Consider the following 22,174-nt stretch of genomic DNA (forward strand, 5'->3'; position numbering starts at 1 on the left):
TTGATCGAGGTAGCCCATGCCTCGACGGCGATTGCCGATCCGGGGGCATTCCTGGAGCAGACCGAACGGGTGCGCACTGCCGATCATCCGCGGTTTGTCCTCATGCTGGCGCAGATGCGCGACGAGGCTCCGCAACTGTCCGCGGGACAGCAGTGGTATCTGCGCTATCTGGAAGCCTGGCAGACGGCCTTCGAGGGTGACACAGCCAAGGCCAACATGATGTTGCGCGACGTGATGAATCACTCCGGTGACATCACGCTGAAAGCGAAGGCTTCTGCCTTGCTGATGCACAACCTGGGTCTGAACAACCACTACGAAGAGGCCTTCACGCTCGCCAATCAACTGGTCTCCGAGTTGCCCGACATCACCGACAAGCTGGCGCGTTTCACCGTGCTGGCCAATTTGTCGCAGCTCATGACGGCCGCCAAGCAGAGCGACCTGGGCTTCAAATATGCGAGCCTGATGGAGGAGACCATTCCTCAGGGCGAAAGCCTATGCAATCCGCTCGCCTTGGAGATTGGCGCGCTTTACGAGAGCAAGCAGCTCACCTCGTCCAGTCCGACCCTGCAGCAAGGGATCGACACCTGCCTGTCCGCCGGACAACCGGTATTTGCCAACACCTTGAGGCTGGTCAAGGGCGATCTTTATCTTAGCGAAGGGCTGCCGGCCAAGGCGCTCGATCTGGTCAATCGCATCTTGCCCAGCATCAACGCCAACCGCTATTACGCCCACGTACGGGCCGCACAGGTGCAGCTTGCACTCGCGTCCGAAAAATTGAACGACGACAACAGTGCTCGCAAGGCGGCGCTCACCGTGCTGAACATCAGTGGCCCGGACGAAATCAGCGACGCTCTGAAAGATGCCTACGGCGTGCTCTACCGGATCGAGCGAAAGCACGGCAATATCGCCTCCACGCTCTCGTACTACGAACGTTACGTGGCTCAGGACAAGGGCTATATCGACGGCATCAGCGCCAGGACCCTGGCCTACGCCGCCGTGCAGCAGCACACGCTGGCGCAAAAGCTGGAAACGGAACGGCTGAGCAAGCAGAACAGCATTCTCCGCTTGCAGCAGGCGCTGGACACCAAGGCGGTCGAGACCAGCCGTCTATACATTACCCTGCTGCTCGTGGTGCTGGTGTCCATCGTGTTCTGGCTCCTGCGCATCAAGCGCTCGCAGCTGCGCTTCAAGATGCTTTCCTATCACGACGGCCTTACCGGCATCTTCAATCACCAGCATTTCGTGAGTGAAGCCGAACGTGTGCTGCGCGTGTTGGAGAAGCGCCATGGTGCTGCCTGCCTGATCTCCATCGATCTGGATCATTTCAAGCAGATCAACGACACCCACGGCCACGCTACCGGCGACGTGGTACTCAAGCACACCGTCGCGCTATGCCAGCGCCAGCTTCGTCCGACCGATCTGTTCGGCCGCCTGGGCGGCGAAGAGTTCGGCATCCTGTTGCCGGACTGCACGCAAGAGCAGGGTATGGCGATCGCCGATCGCATCCGCACGGCGATCGAGGCGACGCCGGTGTCCAGCGATGGCGGGCTGGTCGCCTTTTCCGCCAGCATCGGCCTGGCAGCCACCGATAGCTGCGGTTACGAACTGCAGCGCCTGCGCAAAGAGGCCGATGCGGCGCTCTATCGCGCCAAGCGCACGGGACGCAATCGCGTGATGACCGATACGGAAAGCGACGGCCTGGTCAGGGTCTGAACTAGCCGCCTGCGTTGCTAGGTGGCGTCGGCACGCTGTCGAGAAACGTCGCCGATGGCACGAAGAACAACGAACCCGTTACCGCCTTGCTGAAGTCGAGCAGGCGATCGTAGTTGCCCGGCGGCCGTCCCACGAACATATTGGTCAGCATTTGTTCGATGCGAGCAGGAGAGCGGGCGTAGCCGATGAAGTAAGTGCCGAATTCGCCTTTGCCCACCTCGCCGAACGGCATGTTGTCCCGCACGATCTCCAGCGATTGGCCGTTCTCTTCGATGCTGGTCAGCACGTTGTGCGCATAAGTCGCCTTGGCGGAATCGTCCAGCTCGATATCCGAGAGCTTCTTGCGGCCGATGATGGTTTCCTGCCGCTCGACCGGCAGCGCGTTCCAGGCCGTCATGTCATGCAGGTACTTCTGCACGATCACATAGCTGCCGCCAGTGAACGCGGGATCTTCGTCGCCGATGATGGTGGCGTCGAGCGCACCCTGGTCCACCGGGTTTTCGGTGCCGTCGACGAAGCCGAGCAAATCGCGCTCGTCGAAATATTTGAAGCCGTGCACTTCGTCCACGACCGTCGCCCCTTCGCCGATGCGGCAGATGATCTGCGTCGCCAATTCAAAGCACAGATCCATATGGGTGGCGCGGATATGAAAAAGCACGTCGCCCGGCGTGGAGACCGCATGGTGTACGCCTTTGATCTCCTGGAAAGGATGCAGATCGGCCGGCCGCGGTTGGCCGAACAGCTTGTCCCAGGCGTCGGAGCCGAAACCCATCACACAGGACAGGCGGCGGTCCGGATTGCGAAAACCGATGGCGCGCAGCAGCGAGGCCATATCGCCGCACAGTGCTCGCACGGCCTCACCGCTGCGCCCGTCGGGCTGCAGCGTCACCACGAGAAAAATGGCGGCATGAGTGAGCCGCGCAGCAACGGGTTGCGTCACGATGGAAGTCACTCTTCGCTCCTTGTCGATGTGGTCTCGAGGCTATCGCCCGGTCGGGCGGTTGCGTTCAGAGGCAAAAGCCATCGCTTCTTTCGCGTTGGCGGGAAGACGTTCGGTGATCTCGGCATGCAGAAATTCGACGAACCGCCGCACCCTCGGCGGCTGAAACACATTCGGATGATAGATCGCATGGATGGGTGCAGCCGCAGACCACGCCGGCGCGTTGACCAACTGCAGCCGGCCTGCGCGCACGTCGGCGGTCACCGCCCATAGTTGCCGATAGGCGAAACCGTGGCCGAGCACCGCCCAGCGGCGGATGACTTCGCTGTCCGTGCACTCGTGGTAGCGGCGCACCCGAACGAGATGCTCGCCAAGGCGCCACTCATGGCGCGGACCGGCCTTGGTGGTGAGCACCAGGGTGGGCAGATCGGCCAGATCGTCCGGGTGGACAGGCATGCCATGGCGTTCGATGCAGGCCGGCGCGGCGCACACCACGCGCCAGCTGTCGGCCAGATGGCGGGCGACCATGTCGCTGTTTTCCAGCGCACCGACGCGGATGGCCACATCGATATCGTCCGGCACGAAGCGCGACAGCGAATCGGAGAGGGTCAGCACGATGCGCACGTCCGGGTGCCGATCCATGAAGCGATCAAGGATATCCACCAGCAGGTTGCGCCCCAGGTCGGAAGGCGCCGAGATGCGCAGCGTTCCGCTGACGCGGTCGGTGCCGCTGCGCACCGCGCGTTCGGCGTCCTGCATGGTCTCGATGGCCATGCGGCATGAGGCGATATAGATGCGCCCTTCATCAGTGAGGCGCAATTGCCGCGTCGTGCGTTCAAACAACCGTGCGCCCAGCATGGCCTCGACCCGTTGGACGCAGGCGGAGGCGGCGGCAGGAGAAAGCCCTGCACGGCGGCCGGCGGCGGACAGGCTATGGAGGTCTGCCGCGTCGACGAGCAGTTGCATGTCGCTAAGGCGGTTCATCGATCCAGTCCTGCTGCATGACAGGGCTGATGATCTTCAAACGCCCTTTGAAGGTCAATAAAGATACGGACCCATTATCAAAATCGGGCGGGCAGGGGACGATGCGGCTCACCCACACTCACCCCAGGTGTCGCCATGTTCCACGCCAAACTTCCGCTGCTGATCGCTTGCCTCGCCGTGACCATCGCCTCGCCGTTCGGGGCCAGCGCCCAGGAAACCATGCAACAGCCCGCCGGCGCGATGACCGTTCCCAAGCAACTGATCGGCGCCTGGACGCTGGTGCGTTGCGACAACGTCTATCCGGACGGCCACCGCGTGGAACTGTACGGGCCGCATCCGGAGGGCATGTGGCTGATCGATGCGCAAGGCGATTACATGATGCAGATCGTGCGGGCCAAGCGCATGCCGTTCGCGGCGAACGACAAATCCAAGGGCACGCCGGACGAGTACCGCGCCGCGTCGATGGATAGCAATGCCCATTACGGCCACGTGAGCGCTGATGCCAACGCGATGCACAGCGCAATCGTGCATGCCTCATTCCCGAACTGGGACGGCAGGAGCGGCGACTCGAAATACACCCTCAATGGTGACGAACTCACTTACACCGTGGCCAAGCCATCCAGCGGCGCTGCCGAAGGTGCGCATGGCGAGGTGGTGTGGCGGCGCGTGCATGACTGAGCACATCGTCCTGGCATTTGGATAGTGTTTGGGGTCTACGCTCGATCGGCCGCCTTGGGCACTGCTGCCTTGCCCTGGATCAGCATCCAGGCGCTGATCGCACTCAGCAAGGCGAGTCCTGCCGAGATCAGCATCACCCAGCGGAAGCCTGCGACAAACGACACGTCCACGGCATGCTTCAGTGCCGCCGTGGTCGCTGCCGGATAGCCGTTGGGTATCTCGATGCCGGCGAGCTTCTGGCGTTGCGACACGATGGCGGACACCAGTTCGGACGGCGCCTGCAGACCTGCCAGTTGATCATTCAGGGTCGCATTGAAAACCACGGTCAGCACGAAGCCGAACAGCGCTACCGCGAGCAGGGCCGCGGTACGCGACACCGCGTTGTTGATGCCCGACGCCGTGCCCGCGCGATCCTTGCCCACCGCGTTCATCACCGTCGTGGTCAAGGGCGCCACCGTGACGCTCATGCCCAATCCGAGCACGCAGACGGCCGGGAAGAAACTCGTCCAGTAGTCGCTCTGGACAGACGGCAACGCAAACATGGCGAAACCGATGGCGGCTACGCAAGGTCCGATCACCAACGGAAGCTTGGAGCCGAACCGGTCCACCAAGGTTCCTGCCCAGCGCGACAGCAGAAACATGATCGCGATAAACGGCAGCAGGGCCGCGCCCGCCACCGTGGCGCTATAGCCCTGCACCTGGATCAGGTTCAGCGGCAGAAAGAACAGGCTGCCGCCCAAGGAGGCATACAGCAGCAGCGTAAGCAGGTTGGCGCCCGCAAAATCACGCTCGCGAAAAAGCGCCATCGGCAGCATGGGCGACGCCGAAGCTGCCTCCACGCGCTTGAACAGCAGTAGTGCGACAACCCCCATCACCAGCGCCATCCAGATCGGCGTCGCCGTCCAGCCACGCATCGGTGCCTCGATAAAGGCGAACACCAGGCCCGCCAGGCCGATCGTCACCAGGCTGGCGCCACGCACGTCGATCGGACCCACCTCCAGGCCGCCCTTGCTCTCCGGCACCTTCGCTGCGCAGATCGCCAACAGCACGACGCCCACCGGCGCATTGACCAGGAAGGCCCATACCCAGGAATAGTGATCGACCAGAAAGCCGCCGATCACCGGCCCGATCGCCGCCGTGATACCGCTGAAAGCCGACCACGTGCCGATGGCGGCACCGCGTTCGGCTTGCGGAAAGCTCGCGCTGATCAAGGCCAGGCTCCCAGGCACCAGCAGGGCCGCACCGATGCCTTGCACAGCGCGAGCGGCGATCAGGGGGCCTACTGCGCCCGACAGCGAGCAGGCCACCGAGGCCAGCGTAAACAGAGCCGTGCCGAGCATGAAGATGCGCTTGCGCCCGAAGCGATCACCCAGGACGCCGCCGACCAGCAGCAAGGCGGCGAGAAACAGCGCGTAGGACTCCATCACCCATTGCGCATCGGCCGTGGTGGCGCCGAGGTCTCGCTGGATGGCCGGTAGCGCGACATTGACCACGGTGCCGTCGATGAAGGCGAGGCTGGAACCAAGGATTGCCGCCACCAGCGTCCAGTGTCGCGATGGCGCCGAACAAGGCAGCGCCGGCGCACCGCTGAGGATGATCGCGTCGTCGCAGGGAGGCTTTCCGATCTGGCTCATGGCAACCACCGGAATTTCGATCCGACGGAGCTTACTCTGCTGCCGGTGCATGCGCGTTGGCAGCACTTGAACTGCACGCCGCGCGAGTGCACGCTGCCTGCAGCTTGAAGAGGTTCGCGTCGCGTGCCTCTCTTCACTCGGGCATCACGGCGCGATCGAGAGCCGGTGCCGCGCATGCGCAATCCCCGGAGGACGGTGATGGATACGCAGAGCATTCGGACGGCCATCGATCGACACTGGTCGGCATCGGCAGCGGGCGACATCGATGCCGAGCACGACATTTATCACGACGATGCCGTGTGCGAGTACCCGCAGTCGGGCGAGGTGATCCGCGGTCGGCGCAACCTGCAGGCACTGCGTGGCCATCACCCCGGCAAGCCATCGGGATTCAAGGTCCGGCGCATCGTGGGCGAGGGCAATCTCTGGGTGAGCGAGTACGAGATCAACTACCAGGACAAGCGGGCCTTCACGGTGAGCATCATGGAGTTTCGCGACGGCAAAGTGGCGCACGAGGTTCAGTACTTCGCCGATCCTTTCGATGCGCCGGCGTGGCGTGCGCAATGGGTGGAACCGGAGTAGTGACGGCTCGCCATCGTTGCGTGTCGATTCCTGAGACGCTCGTTCGTCATCCTTGGGAAAGCGTGCCCGCGAGCGATTTCAGGCACGTTTCCATGGATGGCCTCAAGCGATTGCCATCGGACATGGCGGTGGCCTGAAGAGGCTCTCAGTCCCCACGCAGCAGGAGCAGGCACATGCAGTTCATTCCCTATCTCGATTTCGACGGCCAGGCGCGCGAGGCGTTCGATTTTTACGCCAAGGCGTTCAATGGCAAGATCACCATGCGGATGACCTACGGCGAGTCGCCGATGGCCGCGCAGATGCCGCCGGAAACGCACGGCCGCGTGATGCATTCGCAGCTGGAGACACGTCATAGCATTCTCATGGGTGCGGATGGCCCACCGCATACCACCCGCTCGACTGGCTGCGTCAACATCAGTGTCGACGATCCCGCCGAAGCCGAACGCGTATTCCAGGCCTTGTCCGAAGGCGGCGAGGTGGGCATGCCCATCGGCGAAACCTTCTGGGCTCACCGCTTCGGCATGCTCACCGATCGCTACGGCAAGGCCTGGATGGTCAATTGCCTGAAGACGCCGGGGGAGTGAACACCGCCACGGGCCGCCAATCCAGCGGCCCGTGATTGGACCATCAGCTGCCGTAATCCAACTTGGGATACCAGTTGCCGCCGCGCCCCTCGGGCACGCAGTCGAGGATGGTCCAGATCGGCATGAGGTCAGGCGCGCCGCGCGGATCCTGGCCGGGATCGGCGGTTTCACCGCCCATTTCGCCGGCCCAGAACAGGCGGATGTGTCCGTCGCGGCGGGTGAATACGCAGAACGCGGGGATATCGCTGCCGTCGTCGGCAATGGCGCCGTAGTCGCGGCTGAAATGGCCGTTGGCATCCGTATACAACGGCAGATCCCTCCAGCCGCGTTCCTGCTTGAACGCGAGCAGGCGTTCGATCGGCGAGCGGGCGATCACGGCCAGCGCCACGCGTTGCTGGATGTCGCGGGCTTCGCCGTTCCACGCGCCCAGCAGCGAGGTGCACATGGGGCAGGGGCGCTCGCGCTGCGGGCCGAACATGTAGCTGTAGGTCACCAGGGTCTGCTTGTCACCGAACAGGCCGGCGAAATCGACTGGGCCTCGCTCGCCAACGAACTGGTAGTCGCCCTGCACCTCGGGGCCGGGCGGCAGGGCGCGGCGTAGTTCGGCGACGCGTTCGATATGACGGCGCAGCTCGATTTCTTCGGCGAGCAAGGCATCGCGGGCGTGGCGGTAGGCTGCGCTTTCACGGGCGAACGTGACGCCGTTGCGCTTGACCAGTTCGGCAACGGGGACCAGGGTGGAGACGGCAGTCATGGGAGAAAACCTCGGCGCAGGCGGTGGGAGTAGGCGCGACGCATGCTCGGCCGGCGAGGGCGAAAGCAGCGTCTATCTCCATGACGAACCAACCCTGGCCAGATCGACAACGCCCGGTTGGCCGGAGACAAAAACAGCGGCCTGATGCAAGTGGCCACTTTCACCCTGTTGTCACGTGCGCCCAGTGCCGTAGGCTGGGGGCTCGTTCAACGCTGCTGCCAGGACGTCTGCGCCATGGATCATCGGATTGTGTCGTTGCCTGCTTTCACGGTCGTCGGACTGGAGCACATCGCCCGCAGCCCGAACGGGATCGGGCCCTTGTGGGAACGCTTCCTGCCGCGGGAGCACGAGCTGGGGCTGCGCACCCAGCCCGGCGTGTCCTACGGCGTCTGCGCGCCGCTGCCCGACGGCATGCTGCGCTACGTGGCTGGCCTGCCAGTGGCCGATGACGCGGCGGTGCCCGAAGGCATGGTGAAGATCCAGGTGCCGGCGCAGAAGTACGGGGTATTCACCCATCGCGGCGTGGCCACGCGCATTGGCGAGAGTTTCCAGACCATCCATACCCGCCTGCTGCCCAAGCTGGGCCTCAAAGCGTGTGCCGGCGTGGAATTCGAACGCTACGACGAGCGCTTCGTGGCGCCGGATGATCCGGCTTCGGAGACCGACCTGTACATCCCGGTGGAATAACGCTCAGGCGGCCAGCTGGCTCCGCGGGAGCGAGGCGAACGCGTCGTTGAGCGTGACGCTGATCGAGCGAGCCAGCTCGGCGTAGTCGTTGGCGCGCGGCGTACGGGCGCGCTTGGGCGCGTCTTCCAGCAGGTCGACCCAGCCCTGGGTGGTGGCATCCGCGGCGTTGGCAAACAGGCAGGCGCGCGGTGCATCGAGGAACACGCGCATTTCCACCCGCATGCACGCCGTCAGCGGGGCCGAGCCATCGGGTTCGATCAGGATCGACAGCGAGCGGTTGCCGCGGCGGCGCAGCATGCGCAGGCACTCTTCCAGTTCGATCACCAGATGATGGCCTTCGGGCAGGTGCAGCTTCCCGTAGAACACCGCGTCCATCTCCGCAACCGCCTTGCGCACTTCATTCTCAATGCGGCCCAGGAAACCCACGCGCAGCTCATGCCGCGTGTAGTGGATGGGCATGGTGGAGACCTGCACCTCGTTCTTGCGCACCAAGGTGGAATGGTTGATGCGCGTGAAGCTCAGGCCCGCCGCCTCATAGCTTTGCTTGGCGTTGGTGCCGCTGATGCCGGCGAAGGCCGCCCAAGCGGCTTTGAGATACGGAATGTTGGGCGCGGTCTGCAGCATAGGTGTCCCGCCAAGGGAAGAAGTTGATGCCACGCCGTTGCCGGGCGACACGGTGTTTATCGGCGCCGGGGCGCCAAACTTCAGTGGCCCAGTGGTTCGCGGCGATCCGGCCCGGTTGCCGGGGAGGGGCGCCAAGCCGGTTTTCCGAGGCCTGCCCATGACCCGTCTTGGCAAGACGTGCAGCCGGGGCATGACCTTTGTCCTAGGCGGTTGTCCGCGGCCGCAAGGTATAAGTGCCATGACAGCATCGAACCTCGTCGCGGCGGGAGAGCGCCGCGTACTTATCTGTGCCACCGCTGGGGAGAGAAACGCATGACCCGTTTGACGCTACGGCCGCTGCTGACGGCCTGCCTGCTGGCCTGCATGGGTAGTGCCCTGGCCGCCGATGGCCCTGGCCACGAGGACACTGGCCTGTTGGGCTTCACCAGCGATGGCGCCGCGGCGCAGAAGAGTCTGGAGCAACGCTTCGATGCCTTGCTCGATCCGGCCGATCAGCGCGAGTGGCTCAAGCAGATGTCCTCCGCCCCCAACCAGGTGGGTTCGCCGCACGACAAGGCCAACGCGGAATTCATGCTGGCCAAGTTCAAGGAATGGGGCTGGGACGCCCACATCGAAACCTTCAACGTGCTCTATCCCACGCCCAAGAAAGTGGCGCTGGAACTGAAGGGCCCGCACCCATACACCGCCAAGCTGCACGAGCCAGCCGTGGCCGGCGATGCCACCTCCAGTATCAAGGATGGCGTGCTGCCGCCGTACAACGTGTACGGTGGCGACGGCGATGTGAGCGCGCCGCTGGTCTACGTGAACTACGGCATGCCCGACGATTACAAAGACCTCGCCCGTCGTGGCATCGACGTGCGCGGCAAGATCGTCATCGCGCGCTACGGCGCTGGCTGGCGCGGCCTCAAGCCCAAGCTGGCGCAGGAGCACGGCGCCGTTGGCTGCCTGATCTATTCCGATCCGCATGAGGACGGCTATGCGGCAGGCGACACCTATCCGCAAGGCGGCTGGCGTCCGGAAGATGGCGTGCAGCGCGGCTCCGTCGCCGACATGCAGCAGTATCCCGGCGATCCGCTCACCCCCGGCATCGGTTCCACCGACAATGCCAAGCGTCTGTCGCTGAGCGAAGCCAAGACCATCCTCAAGATTCCCGTGCTGCCGATTTCCTATGCCGACGCCACGCCGCTGCTGAAGTCGCTGAGCGGGCCGGTGGCGCCGGGCGGATGGCGCGGCTCGCTGCCGATCACCTATCACATGGGACCGAGCACGGCGCCGGTGCATCTGACCGTGCAGTCCGATTGGGGCCAGAAGCCCGTGTATGACGTCATCGCCACGCTCAAGGGTTCCACCGAACCCGATCGCTGGATCGTGCGCGGCAACCATCATGACGGCTGGGTGTTTGGCGCCTGGGATCCGCTGGCGGGCAATGTCGCCCTGTTGGCCGAAGCCAAAGCCATCGGTGCGCTCTACAAGCAGGGCTGGCGGCCGCAGCGCACCCTGGTCTATGCCAGCTGGGATGGCGAAGAAGCCGGCCTGCTCGGTTCCACCGAATGGGCTGAAACCCATGCCGACGAGTTGCAGCAGAAGGCCGTGCTGTATCTCAACTCCGATACCAATAGCCGCGGCTTTCTCGACGCAGGTGGAAGCCACTCCTACCAGCATCTGGTGAACCAGGTCGCGGCAGGCGTGACCGATCCGGAGACCAAGGGCAGCGTGCTCGAACGCATGCGCGCGCACATGATGGTCAGTGGCGCCGCCAAGGATGCCAAGCCTGAAGCCAAAGAGTTCGCCAAGCTCGCCGCGGCCGGCGGCGACGTGCCGATCAGCGCGCTTGGTTCGGGTTCCGACTACAGCGCCTTCCTCGAACATCTGGGCATTGCCTCGCTCGACCTGGGCTTCAGCGGCGAGGAGGACAACGAGGGCGTCTATCACTCGGCGTACGATTCCTTCGATCACTACGTGCGCTTTGGCGATCCCGATTTCCAATACGGCGTGGCGCTGTCCAAGGTCGCCGGTCATATCGTGCTGCGCACCGCGGACGCTACCGTGCTGCCGATGCGCTTCGACGACTTCAGCGACACGCTCAATCGCTATGTCGAGCAGTTGCATCAACTGGTCGCCGATACGCGCAAGGACACCGAGCAGCAACATCAATTGCTCGACAAGCACGCGTACGCGCTCGTGTCCGATCCCACCCGTCCGCTGCTGGCGCCCGAGCGCGATAGCGATGTCCCGGAAATCAAGCTCGCCCCGCTGGACGATGCGGCGCGCAAGCTGAGAAAGAGCGCACAGGCCTTCGAAGCCGCCTATAGCCAGCGCCAGACGGCGGGCTTCAACCTGCCCGCCGCCCAACAGCAGCAGGTCAATGCGCTGATGGGGAAGATGGAGCAGTCGCTGACCAGCGCTGCCGGTTTGCCGACGCGTCCATGGTTCCGCCACATGATCTATGCGCCGGGCATGCTCACCGGCTATGGCGTGAAAACGGTGCCGGGCGTGCGCGAGGCGATCGAGGGGCGTCGCTGGGACGAAGCCAATCAGTATGCCCAGGCTACCGCCAAGACCTTGGATGGCTACCGCGAACAGCTGGACAAGATCACCGCGATGCTAAAGAAGTCCTAACCCCATGTAGGAGCGCACCTCTGTGCGCGGCCACTCGACGAAGCGGCCACCGCCAAGGCGACGGTCGCGCACAGGGTGCGCTCCTACAACGACGGAGTGACGGTTGCGGCGCCCAGGTAGCCGATCTTTCGATGCTTGGGCAGCTGCTTGATTTCCCATTCTGCCCGCGACGCCGCCGCGCGATTTTCATAGGTACGGGAACCGATCAAGCGCAGGGGAGGGTGCGAGCGCGTATAGCGCGCACCCTTGCCGCTCACATGCGCCTGGTAGCGCGCCTCAAGATCGTTGGTGATGCCAGCGTAGTAGCTGCCGTCACGGCATTCGATCAGGTAGAGGCACCATGTGTTCGCGTCGGTTGCGTCGGGCATCTTTCGAAAAGGGCGTAAGGTCGTACTAGTGTGCCATCCCCACCCCTGTAGGAGCGCACTTGTGCGCGACCACACGCTGCCGATTTGCCGCAATAGTCACAGTCACAACCGCTCATCGCCGCGCCCGACGGAACGCAACGGTTGTTGACGATGTGATGCTTCGGTCGCGCACAAGTGCGCTCCTACAGGCGAGTCGCTTGCTCAGCCCGACAACTCACGCCGCGCGAACAACGCGATGATCCAGCCGAACAGCAGCATCGCTGCGAGGTTCGCCACGAAGCTGAAGACGCTGAAATGCGGCACCTTGTGCAAGGCGGACAACGGCACGACCACGTAATTCATCACCGCGAAGATCACCACGCCGTAAGCCACGCCCCAAACAGGCCACTGCCGCGTGGCCGCCACGCGGCGACCCACAAGCAGCACGAACACGGCCGCGATCACCAGCGACATGGCCCATTGCAGCAGCATGCCTATCGCCGCTTCCGTCGGACCGCCGGCCAGTGCACCCTTGCCGAGCAAGCCGGCGGCGATGTACTTGAGGATCACCACGGGGCTGTAGCCGCTGATGAGCGAGGCGGCGCCGATATCCAGCGTGCCGGCGACCAGGCCACCCCAGAGGATGGCGGCGAGCAGGGAATGACGCGAGCGAGTCATGGTGTTCTCCGTGGCGTCTGGCGCCGCTACTCTAAACGCATACAGGCCGGGGGGCGACATGACTCTTTGCAGGGTCGCCGGCCGCTACCCATGTGGCGAAATCGTTAGCATCGATCCATGTTGTTTTCCGACTCCAAGGCAGCACCCGCTCAAACCCTGGTGGCCGACTTGCGCGACTACCCGGAGTGGCGCCAGGGGCGCCTGCGTTACGGCGTCTGGGTGGTTCCCGTGGACGATCCCGCGCTGCTCGATTACATCCGAGCCGCTCGCGACCAGTTGGCGGACTTGCTGCATCCCAGTCCGCGTCGACAACCGCACCTGACCGTATTCGTCTGCGGCTTTCATGGCGAAGGCCAGCGGGACGACGACTTCCCGCCACGACGGCTGGAGCAGCAGGTGGCGTTGCTGGAGGCGCACGCGGGTGCCACGTGCAGCTTGCCACTCGCAAGCCTCGACAGCTTCGCCAGCGCAGCGTTTATTCCCGTGGGTGATCCGATGGGACGACTGGATCAGTGGAGGCTCGCCTTGGGAGCGTGCAGCGGCGAGATCAGGCAGGCGCCGTATGTCGCGCACATCACCCTGGGTTTGTATCGCCGCTGCGTATCCGCTGCGGAGCTGCGCGAGCGATTGGGCGATGTCGCAGCGCCACCGTCTTCGCTGCGAGCAAGCGAACTCCAGTACGTCACTTACGATGCCCGCGATCAGCTGGGGCCGTTGGATTGTGTTCGCCGTATAGCGCTGAACGCGGCAGCGGAATCAACCTTCGCGGGATAAAAAAAAGCGCGGCACGACGATCGTCGTGCCGCGCTCCATGGTGCCAGGGCGGAATCAGCTATGCGCGGTTGAAGTTGCGCCAGCCGGTGAGCTCTTGCTCGCCTTGCCGCCCTTGTGCGGACCTGCGCCCTTCGGGCCGCCGTGAGGATTGCGATACATCGCATCGGCGATCTGCTTCTGCTCGGGCGAGAGCGCGCTGTACAGATCGCTGAAGGCGGAGGACAGCTTCTTCATATTGTCCGCATGCGTCTCGGTGAGATCGGCATAGGACTTCATTGCATCGGCGGCGCTCATGGTCGGCAGCTTCTGCGCACGTTCGCGGAACGCCTGGTCGGCCTTGCGTGCGTTGTCGCGCATGGTCTGCGCAAAGGCATCCCAGGGCTTGGCTTCCTCATCGGTGATTTTCAGCTGGGCATGCAGGTCGGCAATGCGTTGTTCGACCGTATCAGAGTGTTTCTGCCCATGGTCCTGCGCACCCGGTGGCGTGGCCGTGGGTAATTTCTGCGCGGCAGGTGCGCTGGTCGGCGCGGCCTGTTGCGCCCATGCCGGAGCGGCCACCAGCGCCAAGGACACCAGCGCCGGCAGAGTCAAACTGCGAAGAATGGTTTTCATCGTCGGTTTCCCTATGCAGTGGATGGCGGCAGCGTGCTAGTAGCCGTCGTTGTAATAGACGACGCCCGGCGGCGGAGGGGGCGGCGAGGTGTAGACCACGGTCGGCGGCGGCTGCGGTGGGTTGGCGCCGGAAATGGCCACGCCCGCGGCGACGCCGAGCAGCGCGCCTGCAACCACGGCGCCGCTGTTGTCGTAGTGGTCGTGGTGATAGTCGTAGTGGTTGTCGTAATGACCGTGATAGTCGTGATAGTTGTGATGGTCATAGTGCTGCGGCGGCGGGCCATGGTGGTACTGCGCCAGTACTGGCAGCGGCAGCGCCAACCACGCCACGGCCATCGCAGCGGCGGCAAGCTTGTGATGTAGTGCGATAGACGAATGGTGTTTCATCAATGTTCCCTCCGGCCGTGCGGCGGTGGTGTCGCACGTGAGGAAGCGTAGGTCTGGCCATGTGCACGCCAGCACAATACTGCGCCGCATTTTCATGCGACTTTGGCAACGGTTTGCTTATGTCGCTGCCGCGTGACATTTGCGTTGTCACGACAGCGACGAGGACGCCGCAACGTCCTCGCCGATATTGACGCTAGCGCGTTGAAACGAAGTCGATCTGCTGCAGGCCTGCGCGTTTGGCTGCGGAGATCACGCTGGCTACGGACTGATAGGGCGCACCATCGGCGGGATCAAGCTGCAGCCGCGGCGGTTGGCCCTGGTGTGCGGCAAGCGTCAGTTGCGACGACAACATCGCGGCATCGATCGGGACATCGTTCCAAGTCATCGAGCCATCCGCACGGATCGACAACCGTACCGCTTCCGATATCACGGTGTGGTTGGTGCGGCCAGGCTGCGGCAGATCGAGTTTCAATTTATGGGTGAGTACGGGCGAGGTGATCATCGTGATCACCAGCAGCACCAGCAGAACATCCACCAGTGGCGTCACGTTGATCTGGGCGAGTGGGGCATCGGAAACACGTGCAGAGAAAGCCATACTTCCTCCTTACAGCGTGAGTGGCATCGATGTGGGACGCCGGATCTGGGGACGAGCCGGCGCGGCCAGATTACTCCCGAGGGCCGGGTGTCGCGCAAGTAGGGCGGCCGTGTGCGGTATCGTGTGCTGCTTGCCCCACGCCGTAGACGTATGAACCGCTCTTCTTCCGCCGATCGCCAGCCTGATCTGCTGGGTGGCAACACGCCGCCGCAAGTCCATCGCCTGTTCTTCGCCCTGATGCCGGGCGACGCCGTGGCTCAGCGCATCGAGGCGGCCGCCTCGCGCGTGGCCGCCGAGCAGCACCTGCAAGCGCGCATGATCCGCTCGTCGCGGTACCACGCCACGCTGCATTTTCTGGGCGATCACCCGATGTTGCGCGAGGACATCGCCAAGGCGGCGATGGCGGCCGCTGGCAAGGTGCAGGCTCGTCCCTTTGAGTTGGTGCTGGATTCGGCCGCGGCCTTCCATGGCCGCGAGCCACCCTGCGTGCTGCGTTGCTCGCAGGTACCCGAGGGCCTGCAGCGACTGTGGAATGATCTGCAGCAGACGCTGTCGCTGGCCGGACTGGGGCGACACCTCTCCCGCCAGTTCACGCCTCATGTGACCTTTGCCTATAGCCGAGGCCGCCTGCCGGAGCCAACGGCGATCGAGCCGGTCAGCTGGCGCGTGGAGGGTTTTTCCTTGGTGCACAGCGTGGTCGGCGGCGGTGATTACCGCATACTGGATGTCTGGCGATTCCAGGCGCCGTAGCCCGCAGGGCCATGGCGCGCCGCAGGATGCCGAGCGGCTGCGTAACACGACATACTCAGGGCTCCTTCCGACGCCGGTGAGACGCCCATGTTGAAACCCCTGCTCGCTACTGTGCTGACCTGCTCGGTCGCGCTTCCCGCCATGGCCGCGGCGCCGAACGCCAACCAGGCGCAGGCGCGTGACATCTTCAGTCACCTGATCGCGTTCAAGACGGAGATCGGGCAGGGGCAGGTGCCGGTGATGGCGAACTACCTTGCCGACCAGTTCCGCGCGGCCGGCTTCCCGGATTCGGACATCCATATCATTCCCCACGGCGAGACCGCGGCCATGGTGGTGCGCTATCGCGGCAACGGCACGGGCGGCAAGCCTATCGCGCTGATGGCGCATATGGACGTGGTCACCGCCAAGCCGGAAGACTGGCAGCGCGACCCGTTCAAGCTGATTGAGGAGAACGGCTACTTCTACGGGCGCGGCACCGAAGACATCAAGAGTGGCGTCACCGTGCTCGCGGCGAACTTCATCCAGCTGAAGAAAGCCGGTTTCGTGCCCACGCGCGACCTCATCATCGTCTACACCGGCGACGAAGAGACCTCGCAAGACACCATGGACGACCTGGTGAAAAACCATCGCGACCTGGTCGATGCGGAGTTCGCGCTCAATACCGATGCCGGTGGCGGCGAGCTGGGCGAGGATGGCAAGCCGCTGGTGTTCGGCCTGCAAACCGCTGAAAAAGCCTATGCGGATTTCGAACTCACCACGCGCAACGCGGGCGGTCACAGCTCGTTGCCGCGCGCCGACAATGCCATCTATGAGTTGGCGGACGCGCTGAAAAAAGTGCAAGCCTATCAGTTTCCGGTGATGTGGAACGACACCACCATCGCCTCGTTCAAGGCACTCGGCGCGACCACGCAAGGCAAAGTAGGGCAGGCGATGCGCGACTTCGCCAAGGATCCGCATGATGCCAACGCCGCAAGCGTGCTGGCGGCCGATCCCGCGGAAGTGGGCAAGACGCGCACGACCTGCATCGCCACCATGCTGCGCGGCGGTCATGCGGACAATGCACTGCCGCAATCGGCGACGGCGAATATCAACTGCCGCATCTTCCCTGGCGTTTCCATCGACACAGTGCGCAAAACGCTGGCTGATCAGGTGGGTCCCAAGGTGGAGGTCAACCTGATCGGCAAGGCGATTTCCAGCGATGCCTCACCGCTGCGTCCGGATGTAGTGGCGGCAGTGACCAAGGCGGTGCACTCGATTCGTCCCGGTGTGGCCATCACGCCGGTGCAGGAGTCGGGCGCCACCGACGGCATCTATTTCCGGGCGGCAGGCATACCCACGTATGGCGTGAACGGCATGTTCATGAAGAACAGCGATGCGTTCGCGCATGGCCTCAACGAGCGCGTGCCGGTGAAGTCGTTCTATGACGACGTGACGTACTGGCATGTGCTGCTCACCACTCTGGCGGGCCCAGCCAGCGGCAAATAGCGCGACGCAGGACCGTGCCGAAACTCCTGCTGCGGTTTATGCTGAGGGGGCGCAGAATGGCGCCCCCAACACCTAAACTGAAAACGGAGTTCGTCATGCGTCCGACCGTCCTTGCAGTGCTGGTAGCTCTGGCTTTCCCTGTCACCGCGGCGCTGGCGACCCCGCCGGCGCCAGCAGAGGTCCCCTCGTACGTCACCGCCGCGGTCAACGATCCCGCGCGCAAGGACGACACCGTCAACGATGATCGCCGCAAGATCGCCGATCTGATGGCCTTCGCCGAGGTCAAGCCGGGTCAGTCGGTAGTGGACCTCATCCCGGGCAGTGGTTACTTCACGCGTGTGTTCAGCGGCGTGGTGGGGCCCCAGGGCAAGGTTTACGCGGTGTGGCCGAACGAATACGGCAAGGAAGCACAATCGGATGTGCAAGCCTCCAAGGCGCTGGTGGCCAACCCGCATTACGCCAATGTCGGCGTGCTGATGGTGCCGGCCAACCAGTTCAAGACGCCAGGGAAGGTTGATCTCGTCTTCACGTCGCAGAACTACCACGACTATCCGGACAAGTTCATGGGCAGCGTCGATCCGGTGACGTTCGACAAGCAAGTGTTCGATTCGCTCAAGCCCGGCGGCCTGTTCGTGGTGATCGATCACGTGGCCGAAGCCGGTTCGGGCATGCGCGATACCGACACCTTGCATCGCATCGATCCGGCGATCGTGAAGAAGCAGGTCGAGTCGGTGGGCTTTGTGTTCGACGGCGAAAGCGACGTGCTGCGCAATCCCAAAGACCCGCACAACATCAAGGTATTCGACAAGTCGATCCGCGGTCATACCGACCAGTTCGTCTATCGATTCCGCAAACCCGGATAAGCGTTTGACCGATCCACAGCAAACCACGCTAGCGGAGGGCGCGGCCGCGCCCTCCGATGACCCACCGCCCACCCCGCCGCAACGCCCCGACGACGAAGACTGCTGCGGCCAGGGCTGCGTGCCCTGCATCTTCGATTTCTACGATGAAGCCATGGGCAAGTACCGCGAGGCCCTGGCCGCGTGGAAAGAGCGGCATCCGTTGCATTCGCCCGACTGATTGTCGCGGTACCGTGAGGCCGTACTGTTGTGGGAGCGCACCCTGTACGCGACTGCCTCAGTGTTGATCATTTGCCTGGCGATGATCGACGGGCGAGGGTTCTGACACGTGGCAGTCGCGCACAGGGTGCGCTCCCACAGGGGCGCGTTCTACACTTGGCGCCTGCTTTTCAGGACGATCCCATGTCTCATTTGCCGCTTCGAGCGCTTGCCTGTGGGCTTTTGCTGTTGTTCGCCTCGAACGCCTTCGCCCAGACGCCGCACACTGTGTTGCTCCAAGACCTCACCTGGACCGAGATCCGCGACCAGGTCCAGGCCGGCAAGACCACCATCATCATTCCCATCGGCGGTACCGAGCAAAGCGGTCCGTACATCGCCGTGGGCAAGCACAACGCGCGCGCGGCGTTTCTTTCGCAGAAGATCGCCGAACGGCTGGGCAATGCGCTGGTGGCGCCGGTGGTGACCTACGTGCCCGAAGGCGGTACTGCGCCGCCCAGCTCGCATATGCGCTTCCCCGGCACCATCACCATGCCTGACGCCGTGTTCGAGCAGATGCTGGAATCGGCCGCGCAAAGCTTTGCCGTGCACGGCTTCCGCAACATCGTCCTGCTGGGCGACCACGGCGGCTATCTGAAGGATCTGGACCATGTCGCGGCCAAATTGAACAAGAGCTGGGGCGGCAAGGCGCGCGTCATCGTGCCGCCGGAGTACTACGCCACCTCGTCCGAGGGCTTCAATCAGATTCTTCGCCAGCACGGCATCAGGGATGACGAGATCGGCACCCACGCCGGCCTGGCCGACACCTCGCTGCAGCTGGCCGTGGCCCCCCAGATGGTGCGCCTCGGCAAGTTGCAGGACGGCCCCAAACTGGGCGCCGCCGATGGCGTCTATGGCGGTGACCCGCGACGCTCCGCGGCTGACCTCGGTCAGCTGGGCGTGAATGCTATTGTGGTAAATACAGTGAATGCCTTGCGTCGCGACACGCAAGCGCACTGACCTCCCCGAATCACCCGACCTAAGTTGTGAGCCATGGCCATCGCTAAATCCCTGCGTACCTCCCGTCTGTTCCGCCTCGCACCGTTGGCGCTTGCCGCTGCGTGCCTGGGCGGCACCGCCCTGGCGGCTTCGTCCGTCACCACCGTTCCTGGCATGCCGCCGGTGGTGAATGCCGCCAACATGTACAGCGAGGCCGGGCTCAATCACCTGAGCGCCGCCGTGAAGAACGACCCGGCGCGCATTTACGTGCCGAACCTGCGTTCGAACGACGTCTACGTGATCGATCCGGCCACCTACAAGGTGGTGGACAAGTTCAAGGTGGGCGAGGGCCCGCAGCACGTGGTGCCGTCGTGGGATCTGCGCACGCTGTGGGTCACCAACAATGCCGAGCGCAAGAAGACCGGCAGCCTGACGCCGATCGACGCAGCCACCGGCAAGCCGGGCACGGCAGTGCCGGTGGATGATCCGTACAACATGTACTTCACGCCGGACGGCAAGGAAGCGATCGTCGTCGCCGAAGCGTTCGCGCGCCTCGATTTCCGCGATGCGCACAGCATGAAGGAGCATTCCAGCCTCAGCGCGCCGGACTGCAAGGGCATCAACCACGCCGACTTCGCCATTGACGGCAGCTATGCCATCTTCACCTGCGAGTTCACCGGCAAGCTGGTGAAGATCGACATGGTCAACCGCAAGGTGCTCGGCTACCTGGACCTGTCCAAGAAGGGCATGCCGCAGGACATCCGCTCGTCCCCGGATGGCAAGACGTTCTACGTCGCTGACATGATGGCCGACGGCGTGTACCTGATCGACGGCGCCAGCTTCAAGCAGGTGGGTTTCGTCAAGACCGGCGTGGGCACGCATGGCCTGTATCCGAGCCGCGACGGCAGCAAGCTCTACGTGGCCAACCGCGGCTCCAACAAGGTGCACGGTCCGCGCGGCGGCAAGGGCAGCGTGTCGGTGATCGACTTCGCCTCGCAGAAGGTGGTGGCCAACTGGCCGATCCCCGGTGGCGGCAGCCCGGACATGGGCAATGTGAGCGCGGACGGCAAGACGCTGTGGCTGTCGGGCCGCTTTGACGACGTGGTGTATGCGTTCGACACCACCACCGGCCAGGTGCGCAAGATCAATGTCGGCCAGGAGCCGCATGGCCTCGCCGTATGGCCGCAGCCGGGCCGTTATTCGCTCGGCCACACGGGCATCATGCGCTGAGCATGCGTGCACCGGCACCGTCGTCCAATCCCGTTGCCGTCATTTGACGGCAGCGGGAGGCGACGGACTGGACGGACGTCGATGCCGCGCTCCGCGGCTCTCCCAAGTTGTTGTTGACCGCGCCTGCCTGAAAAAAAGTCAGGCAGATGCAAGCACTTGCGTCAAACACGGCCATTTTCCAACTGTCATACCGCTGTTATCGCCTTTTCTGAATGCCACTGTTAAATTGTGACGTAGAGCACAATTTGGCATGCAGGTCAGGGAGTGGGCATGAAGGGGAAGCAGTGGCTCGAGCGGCTGATGTGCCGCGTTTTCAAGCATCAATGGGCTCGACCGGAGCCCGGCCGCCGCGAATGCAGCCGCTGTGGTCGCGTGGAGGAGCGCAACTGGCGGATGGGCTGAGACGCCGGTCCGCCTCACTGGCAATTGGGCACAGCGTCCCCACATCGGGGCTTCCCGCATGAGGAAGCCCCATGATTCCGTTCTCCGTCCTCGATCTGGCACCCGTCACCGAAGGCAGCGACACCACCCAGGCCTTCGCCAACACGCTGGATCTGGCGCGTCGCGCCGAGGCGCTTGGCTACAACCGCTACTGGCTGGCCGAACACCACAACATGCCAGGTATCGCCAGCGCGGCCACCGCCGTGCTGATCGGTCACGTGGCGGGTGGGACCTCGACCATTCGCGTTGGCGCTGGCGGCATCATGCTGCCCAATCATGCGCCGCTTCAGGTGGCCGAACAGTTCGGCACGCTGGCGTCGCTCTATCCGGGGCGCATCGATCTGGGACTGGGGCGCGCGCCCGGTACCGATCACGCCACCGCACGTGCACTGCGCCGTTACTTCGATAGCGCCGAGCAATTCCCGCAGGACGTGGCTGAACTGCTGGCGTATTTCGAGCCGGCGACACCCAGTCAACCCGTGCGCGCCGTTCCCGGTGCCGGCATACAGGTACCGGTGTGGCTGCTGGGCTCGAGCTTGTTCAGCGCTCGCCTTTCGGCTGCGATGGGTTTGCCGTTCGCCTTTGCCTCGCATTTTGCGCCGGATGCGATGGACGAAGCGCTGGCCCTGTATCGCCGCGATTTCCGTCCCTCGGCGCGCCTGTCCGCGCCGTACGCCATGCTGGGCGTCAATATCGTCGCGGCGGAAAGCGACCAGGAAGCAAAGCGCCTGTTCACCACCCAGCAGCAGAGTTTCGTCAATCTGCGCCGTGGCCGACCGGGCCTGATTCCGCCGCCCATCGACAACATCGAAGACTTCTGGACACCCACTGAAAAGTTCGGCGTCGAGCATGCGCTCGCCTGCGCCGTGATCGGCAGCGCCGAGACGGTGAAGCAGGGCATCGAGTCGTTTGTCGAACGCCATCGTCCCGACGAACTGATGATCACCGCCAACGTGTTCGAGCACGAGGCGCGTTGTCGCTCGTACGCCATCGTGGCCGACGTGCGGAAGCGTCTGCTGGGCTGA

General features: G+C 63.9%; 24 protein-coding genes. 14 read left to right on the top strand and 10 right to left on the bottom strand.

The features are described from left to right. Positions 1-1,713, top strand: a complete 1,713-nt coding sequence (locus AC1DMY_RS03485; protein ID WP_477163612.1) for a tetratricopeptide repeat-containing diguanylate cyclase — start codon at positions 1-3, stop codon at positions 1,711-1,713. Position 1,714: 1 nt separating this feature from the next. Here AC1DMY_RS03485 and AC1DMY_RS03490 read toward each other — a convergent pair whose 3' ends face one another. Then, complete coding sequence (locus AC1DMY_RS03490) at positions 1,715-2,665, bottom strand: Dyp-type peroxidase (RefSeq protein WP_477163613.1); 951 nt, start codon at positions 2,663-2,665, stop codon at positions 1,715-1,717. 30 nt (positions 2,666-2,695) lie between these two features. Further along, positions 2,696-3,637, bottom strand: a complete 942-nt coding sequence (locus tag AC1DMY_RS03495; RefSeq protein ID WP_477163614.1) for a LysR family transcriptional regulator — start codon at positions 3,635-3,637, stop codon at positions 2,696-2,698. Between the two features lie 135 nt (positions 3,638-3,772). On the opposite strand from AC1DMY_RS03495, the gene AC1DMY_RS03500 reads away from it, so the two are divergent. Further along, positions 3,773-4,315 (top strand): lipocalin-like domain-containing protein, encoded by a 543-nt coding sequence (locus AC1DMY_RS03500; protein WP_477163615.1) that lies wholly within the window; start codon positions 3,773-3,775, stop codon positions 4,313-4,315. Positions 4,316-4,350: 35 nt separating this feature from the next. On the opposite strand, the gene AC1DMY_RS03505 is transcribed toward AC1DMY_RS03500, so the two are convergent. After that, positions 4,351-5,949 carry an MFS transporter gene (locus AC1DMY_RS03505; RefSeq protein WP_477163616.1) on the bottom strand — a complete coding sequence of 533 codons (1,599 nt, stop codon included), beginning with the start codon at positions 5,947-5,949 and terminating at the stop codon, positions 4,351-4,353. A gap of 198 nt (positions 5,950-6,147) precedes the next feature. Between AC1DMY_RS03505 and AC1DMY_RS03510 the strand changes: the two genes are divergently transcribed. Both AC1DMY_RS03510 and AC1DMY_RS03515 read left to right on the top strand, forming a co-directional pair. Next, entirely contained in the window at positions 6,148-6,528 is a 381-nt protein-coding gene (locus tag AC1DMY_RS03510) for a nuclear transport factor 2 family protein (RefSeq protein ID WP_477163617.1), read from the top strand. Positions 6,529-6,701: 173 nt separating this feature from the next. After that, the gene (locus tag AC1DMY_RS03515) at positions 6,702-7,112 is read left to right on the top strand and encodes a VOC family protein (protein ID WP_477163618.1); all 411 of its coding nucleotides are present in this window, start codon (positions 6,702-6,704) and stop codon (positions 7,110-7,112) included. 43 nt (positions 7,113-7,155) lie between these two features. On the opposite strand, the gene AC1DMY_RS03520 is transcribed toward AC1DMY_RS03515, so the two are convergent. Further along, entirely contained in the window at positions 7,156-7,866 is a 711-nt protein-coding gene (locus tag AC1DMY_RS03520; RefSeq protein WP_477163619.1) for a DUF899 family protein, read from the bottom strand. A gap of 234 nt (positions 7,867-8,100) precedes the next feature. Between AC1DMY_RS03520 and AC1DMY_RS03525 the strand changes: the two genes are divergently transcribed. Further along, complete coding sequence (locus tag AC1DMY_RS03525; RefSeq protein ID WP_477163620.1) at positions 8,101-8,553, top strand: GyrI-like domain-containing protein; 453 nt, start codon at positions 8,101-8,103, stop codon at positions 8,551-8,553. A gap of 3 nt (positions 8,554-8,556) precedes the next feature. Here AC1DMY_RS03525 and AC1DMY_RS03530 read toward each other — a convergent pair whose 3' ends face one another. Continuing rightward, positions 8,557-9,177 carry a hypothetical protein gene (locus AC1DMY_RS03530; protein ID WP_477163621.1) on the bottom strand — a complete coding sequence of 207 codons (621 nt, stop codon included), beginning with the start codon at positions 9,175-9,177 and terminating at the stop codon, positions 8,557-8,559. A gap of 312 nt (positions 9,178-9,489) precedes the next feature. Here AC1DMY_RS03530 and AC1DMY_RS03535 point away from each other — a divergent pair, with 312 nt between their 5' ends. Beyond that, positions 9,490-11,796 carry a transferrin receptor-like dimerization domain-containing protein gene (locus AC1DMY_RS03535; RefSeq protein WP_477163622.1) on the top strand — a complete coding sequence of 769 codons (2,307 nt, stop codon included), beginning with the start codon at positions 9,490-9,492 and terminating at the stop codon, positions 11,794-11,796. Positions 11,797-11,879: 83 nt separating this feature from the next. On the opposite strand, the gene AC1DMY_RS03540 is transcribed toward AC1DMY_RS03535, so the two are convergent. Beyond that, entirely contained in the window at positions 11,880-12,164 is a 285-nt protein-coding gene (locus AC1DMY_RS03540; protein WP_477163623.1) for a GIY-YIG nuclease family protein, read from the bottom strand. A gap of 201 nt (positions 12,165-12,365) precedes the next feature. Next, entirely contained in the window at positions 12,366-12,821 is a 456-nt protein-coding gene (locus AC1DMY_RS03545; protein ID WP_477163624.1) for a hypothetical protein, read from the bottom strand. Positions 12,822-12,938: 117 nt separating this feature from the next. On the opposite strand from AC1DMY_RS03545, the gene AC1DMY_RS03550 reads away from it, so the two are divergent. Beyond that, entirely contained in the window at positions 12,939-13,595 is a 657-nt protein-coding gene (locus AC1DMY_RS03550; RefSeq protein WP_477163625.1) for a 2'-5' RNA ligase family protein, read from the top strand. A 54-nt stretch (positions 13,596-13,649) separates the two neighbouring features. On the opposite strand, the gene AC1DMY_RS03555 is transcribed toward AC1DMY_RS03550, so the two are convergent. From AC1DMY_RS03555 to AC1DMY_RS03565, 3 genes are all read right to left on the bottom strand, one after another. Continuing rightward, positions 13,650-14,207 carry a Spy/CpxP family protein refolding chaperone gene (locus AC1DMY_RS03555; RefSeq protein WP_477163626.1) on the bottom strand — a complete coding sequence of 186 codons (558 nt, stop codon included), beginning with the start codon at positions 14,205-14,207 and terminating at the stop codon, positions 13,650-13,652. Between the two features lie 36 nt (positions 14,208-14,243). Beyond that, complete coding sequence (locus AC1DMY_RS03560) at positions 14,244-14,594, bottom strand: hypothetical protein (RefSeq protein ID WP_477163627.1); 351 nt, start codon at positions 14,592-14,594, stop codon at positions 14,244-14,246. Positions 14,595-14,787: 193 nt separating this feature from the next. Further along, complete coding sequence (locus AC1DMY_RS03565) at positions 14,788-15,189, bottom strand: ExbD/TolR family protein (RefSeq protein WP_477163628.1); 402 nt, start codon at positions 15,187-15,189, stop codon at positions 14,788-14,790. A gap of 150 nt (positions 15,190-15,339) precedes the next feature. Between AC1DMY_RS03565 and thpR the strand changes: the two genes are divergently transcribed. The 7 genes from thpR to AC1DMY_RS03600 all read left to right on the top strand — a co-directional run bounded on the left by thpR (position 15,340) and on the right by AC1DMY_RS03600 (position 22,174). Next, the gene (thpR, locus tag AC1DMY_RS03570) at positions 15,340-15,939 is read left to right on the top strand and encodes an RNA 2',3'-cyclic phosphodiesterase (RefSeq protein WP_477163629.1); all 600 of its coding nucleotides are present in this window, start codon (positions 15,340-15,342) and stop codon (positions 15,937-15,939) included. Positions 15,940-16,026: 87 nt separating this feature from the next. Then, positions 16,027-17,424 carry a M20/M25/M40 family metallo-hydrolase gene (locus tag AC1DMY_RS03575; protein ID WP_477163630.1) on the top strand — a complete coding sequence of 466 codons (1,398 nt, stop codon included), beginning with the start codon at positions 16,027-16,029 and terminating at the stop codon, positions 17,422-17,424. Positions 17,425-17,519: 95 nt separating this feature from the next. After that, positions 17,520-18,287: a class I SAM-dependent methyltransferase gene (locus AC1DMY_RS03580; RefSeq protein ID WP_477163631.1), complete on the top strand. Its 768-nt coding sequence runs from the start codon at positions 17,520-17,522 to the stop codon at positions 18,285-18,287. Positions 18,288-18,291: 4 nt separating this feature from the next. Continuing rightward, the gene (locus AC1DMY_RS03585; protein WP_477163632.1) at positions 18,292-18,504 is read left to right on the top strand and encodes an oxidoreductase-like domain-containing protein; all 213 of its coding nucleotides are present in this window, start codon (positions 18,292-18,294) and stop codon (positions 18,502-18,504) included. Positions 18,505-18,686: 182 nt separating this feature from the next. Further along, positions 18,687-19,499, top strand: coding sequence for a creatininase family protein (locus AC1DMY_RS03590; protein ID WP_477163633.1), 813 nt, complete (start codon positions 18,687-18,689; stop codon positions 19,497-19,499). Between the two features lie 33 nt (positions 19,500-19,532). Further along, positions 19,533-20,708, top strand: coding sequence for a YVTN family beta-propeller repeat protein (locus tag AC1DMY_RS03595; RefSeq protein ID WP_477163634.1), 1,176 nt, complete (start codon positions 19,533-19,535; stop codon positions 20,706-20,708). Between the two features lie 473 nt (positions 20,709-21,181). Then, on the top strand, positions 21,182-22,174 hold the full coding sequence (locus AC1DMY_RS03600) for an LLM class flavin-dependent oxidoreductase (RefSeq protein WP_477163635.1): 993 nt from the start codon (positions 21,182-21,184) through the stop codon (positions 22,172-22,174).

It is taken from the genome of Dyella sp. 01L423 (assembly GCF_056399945.1).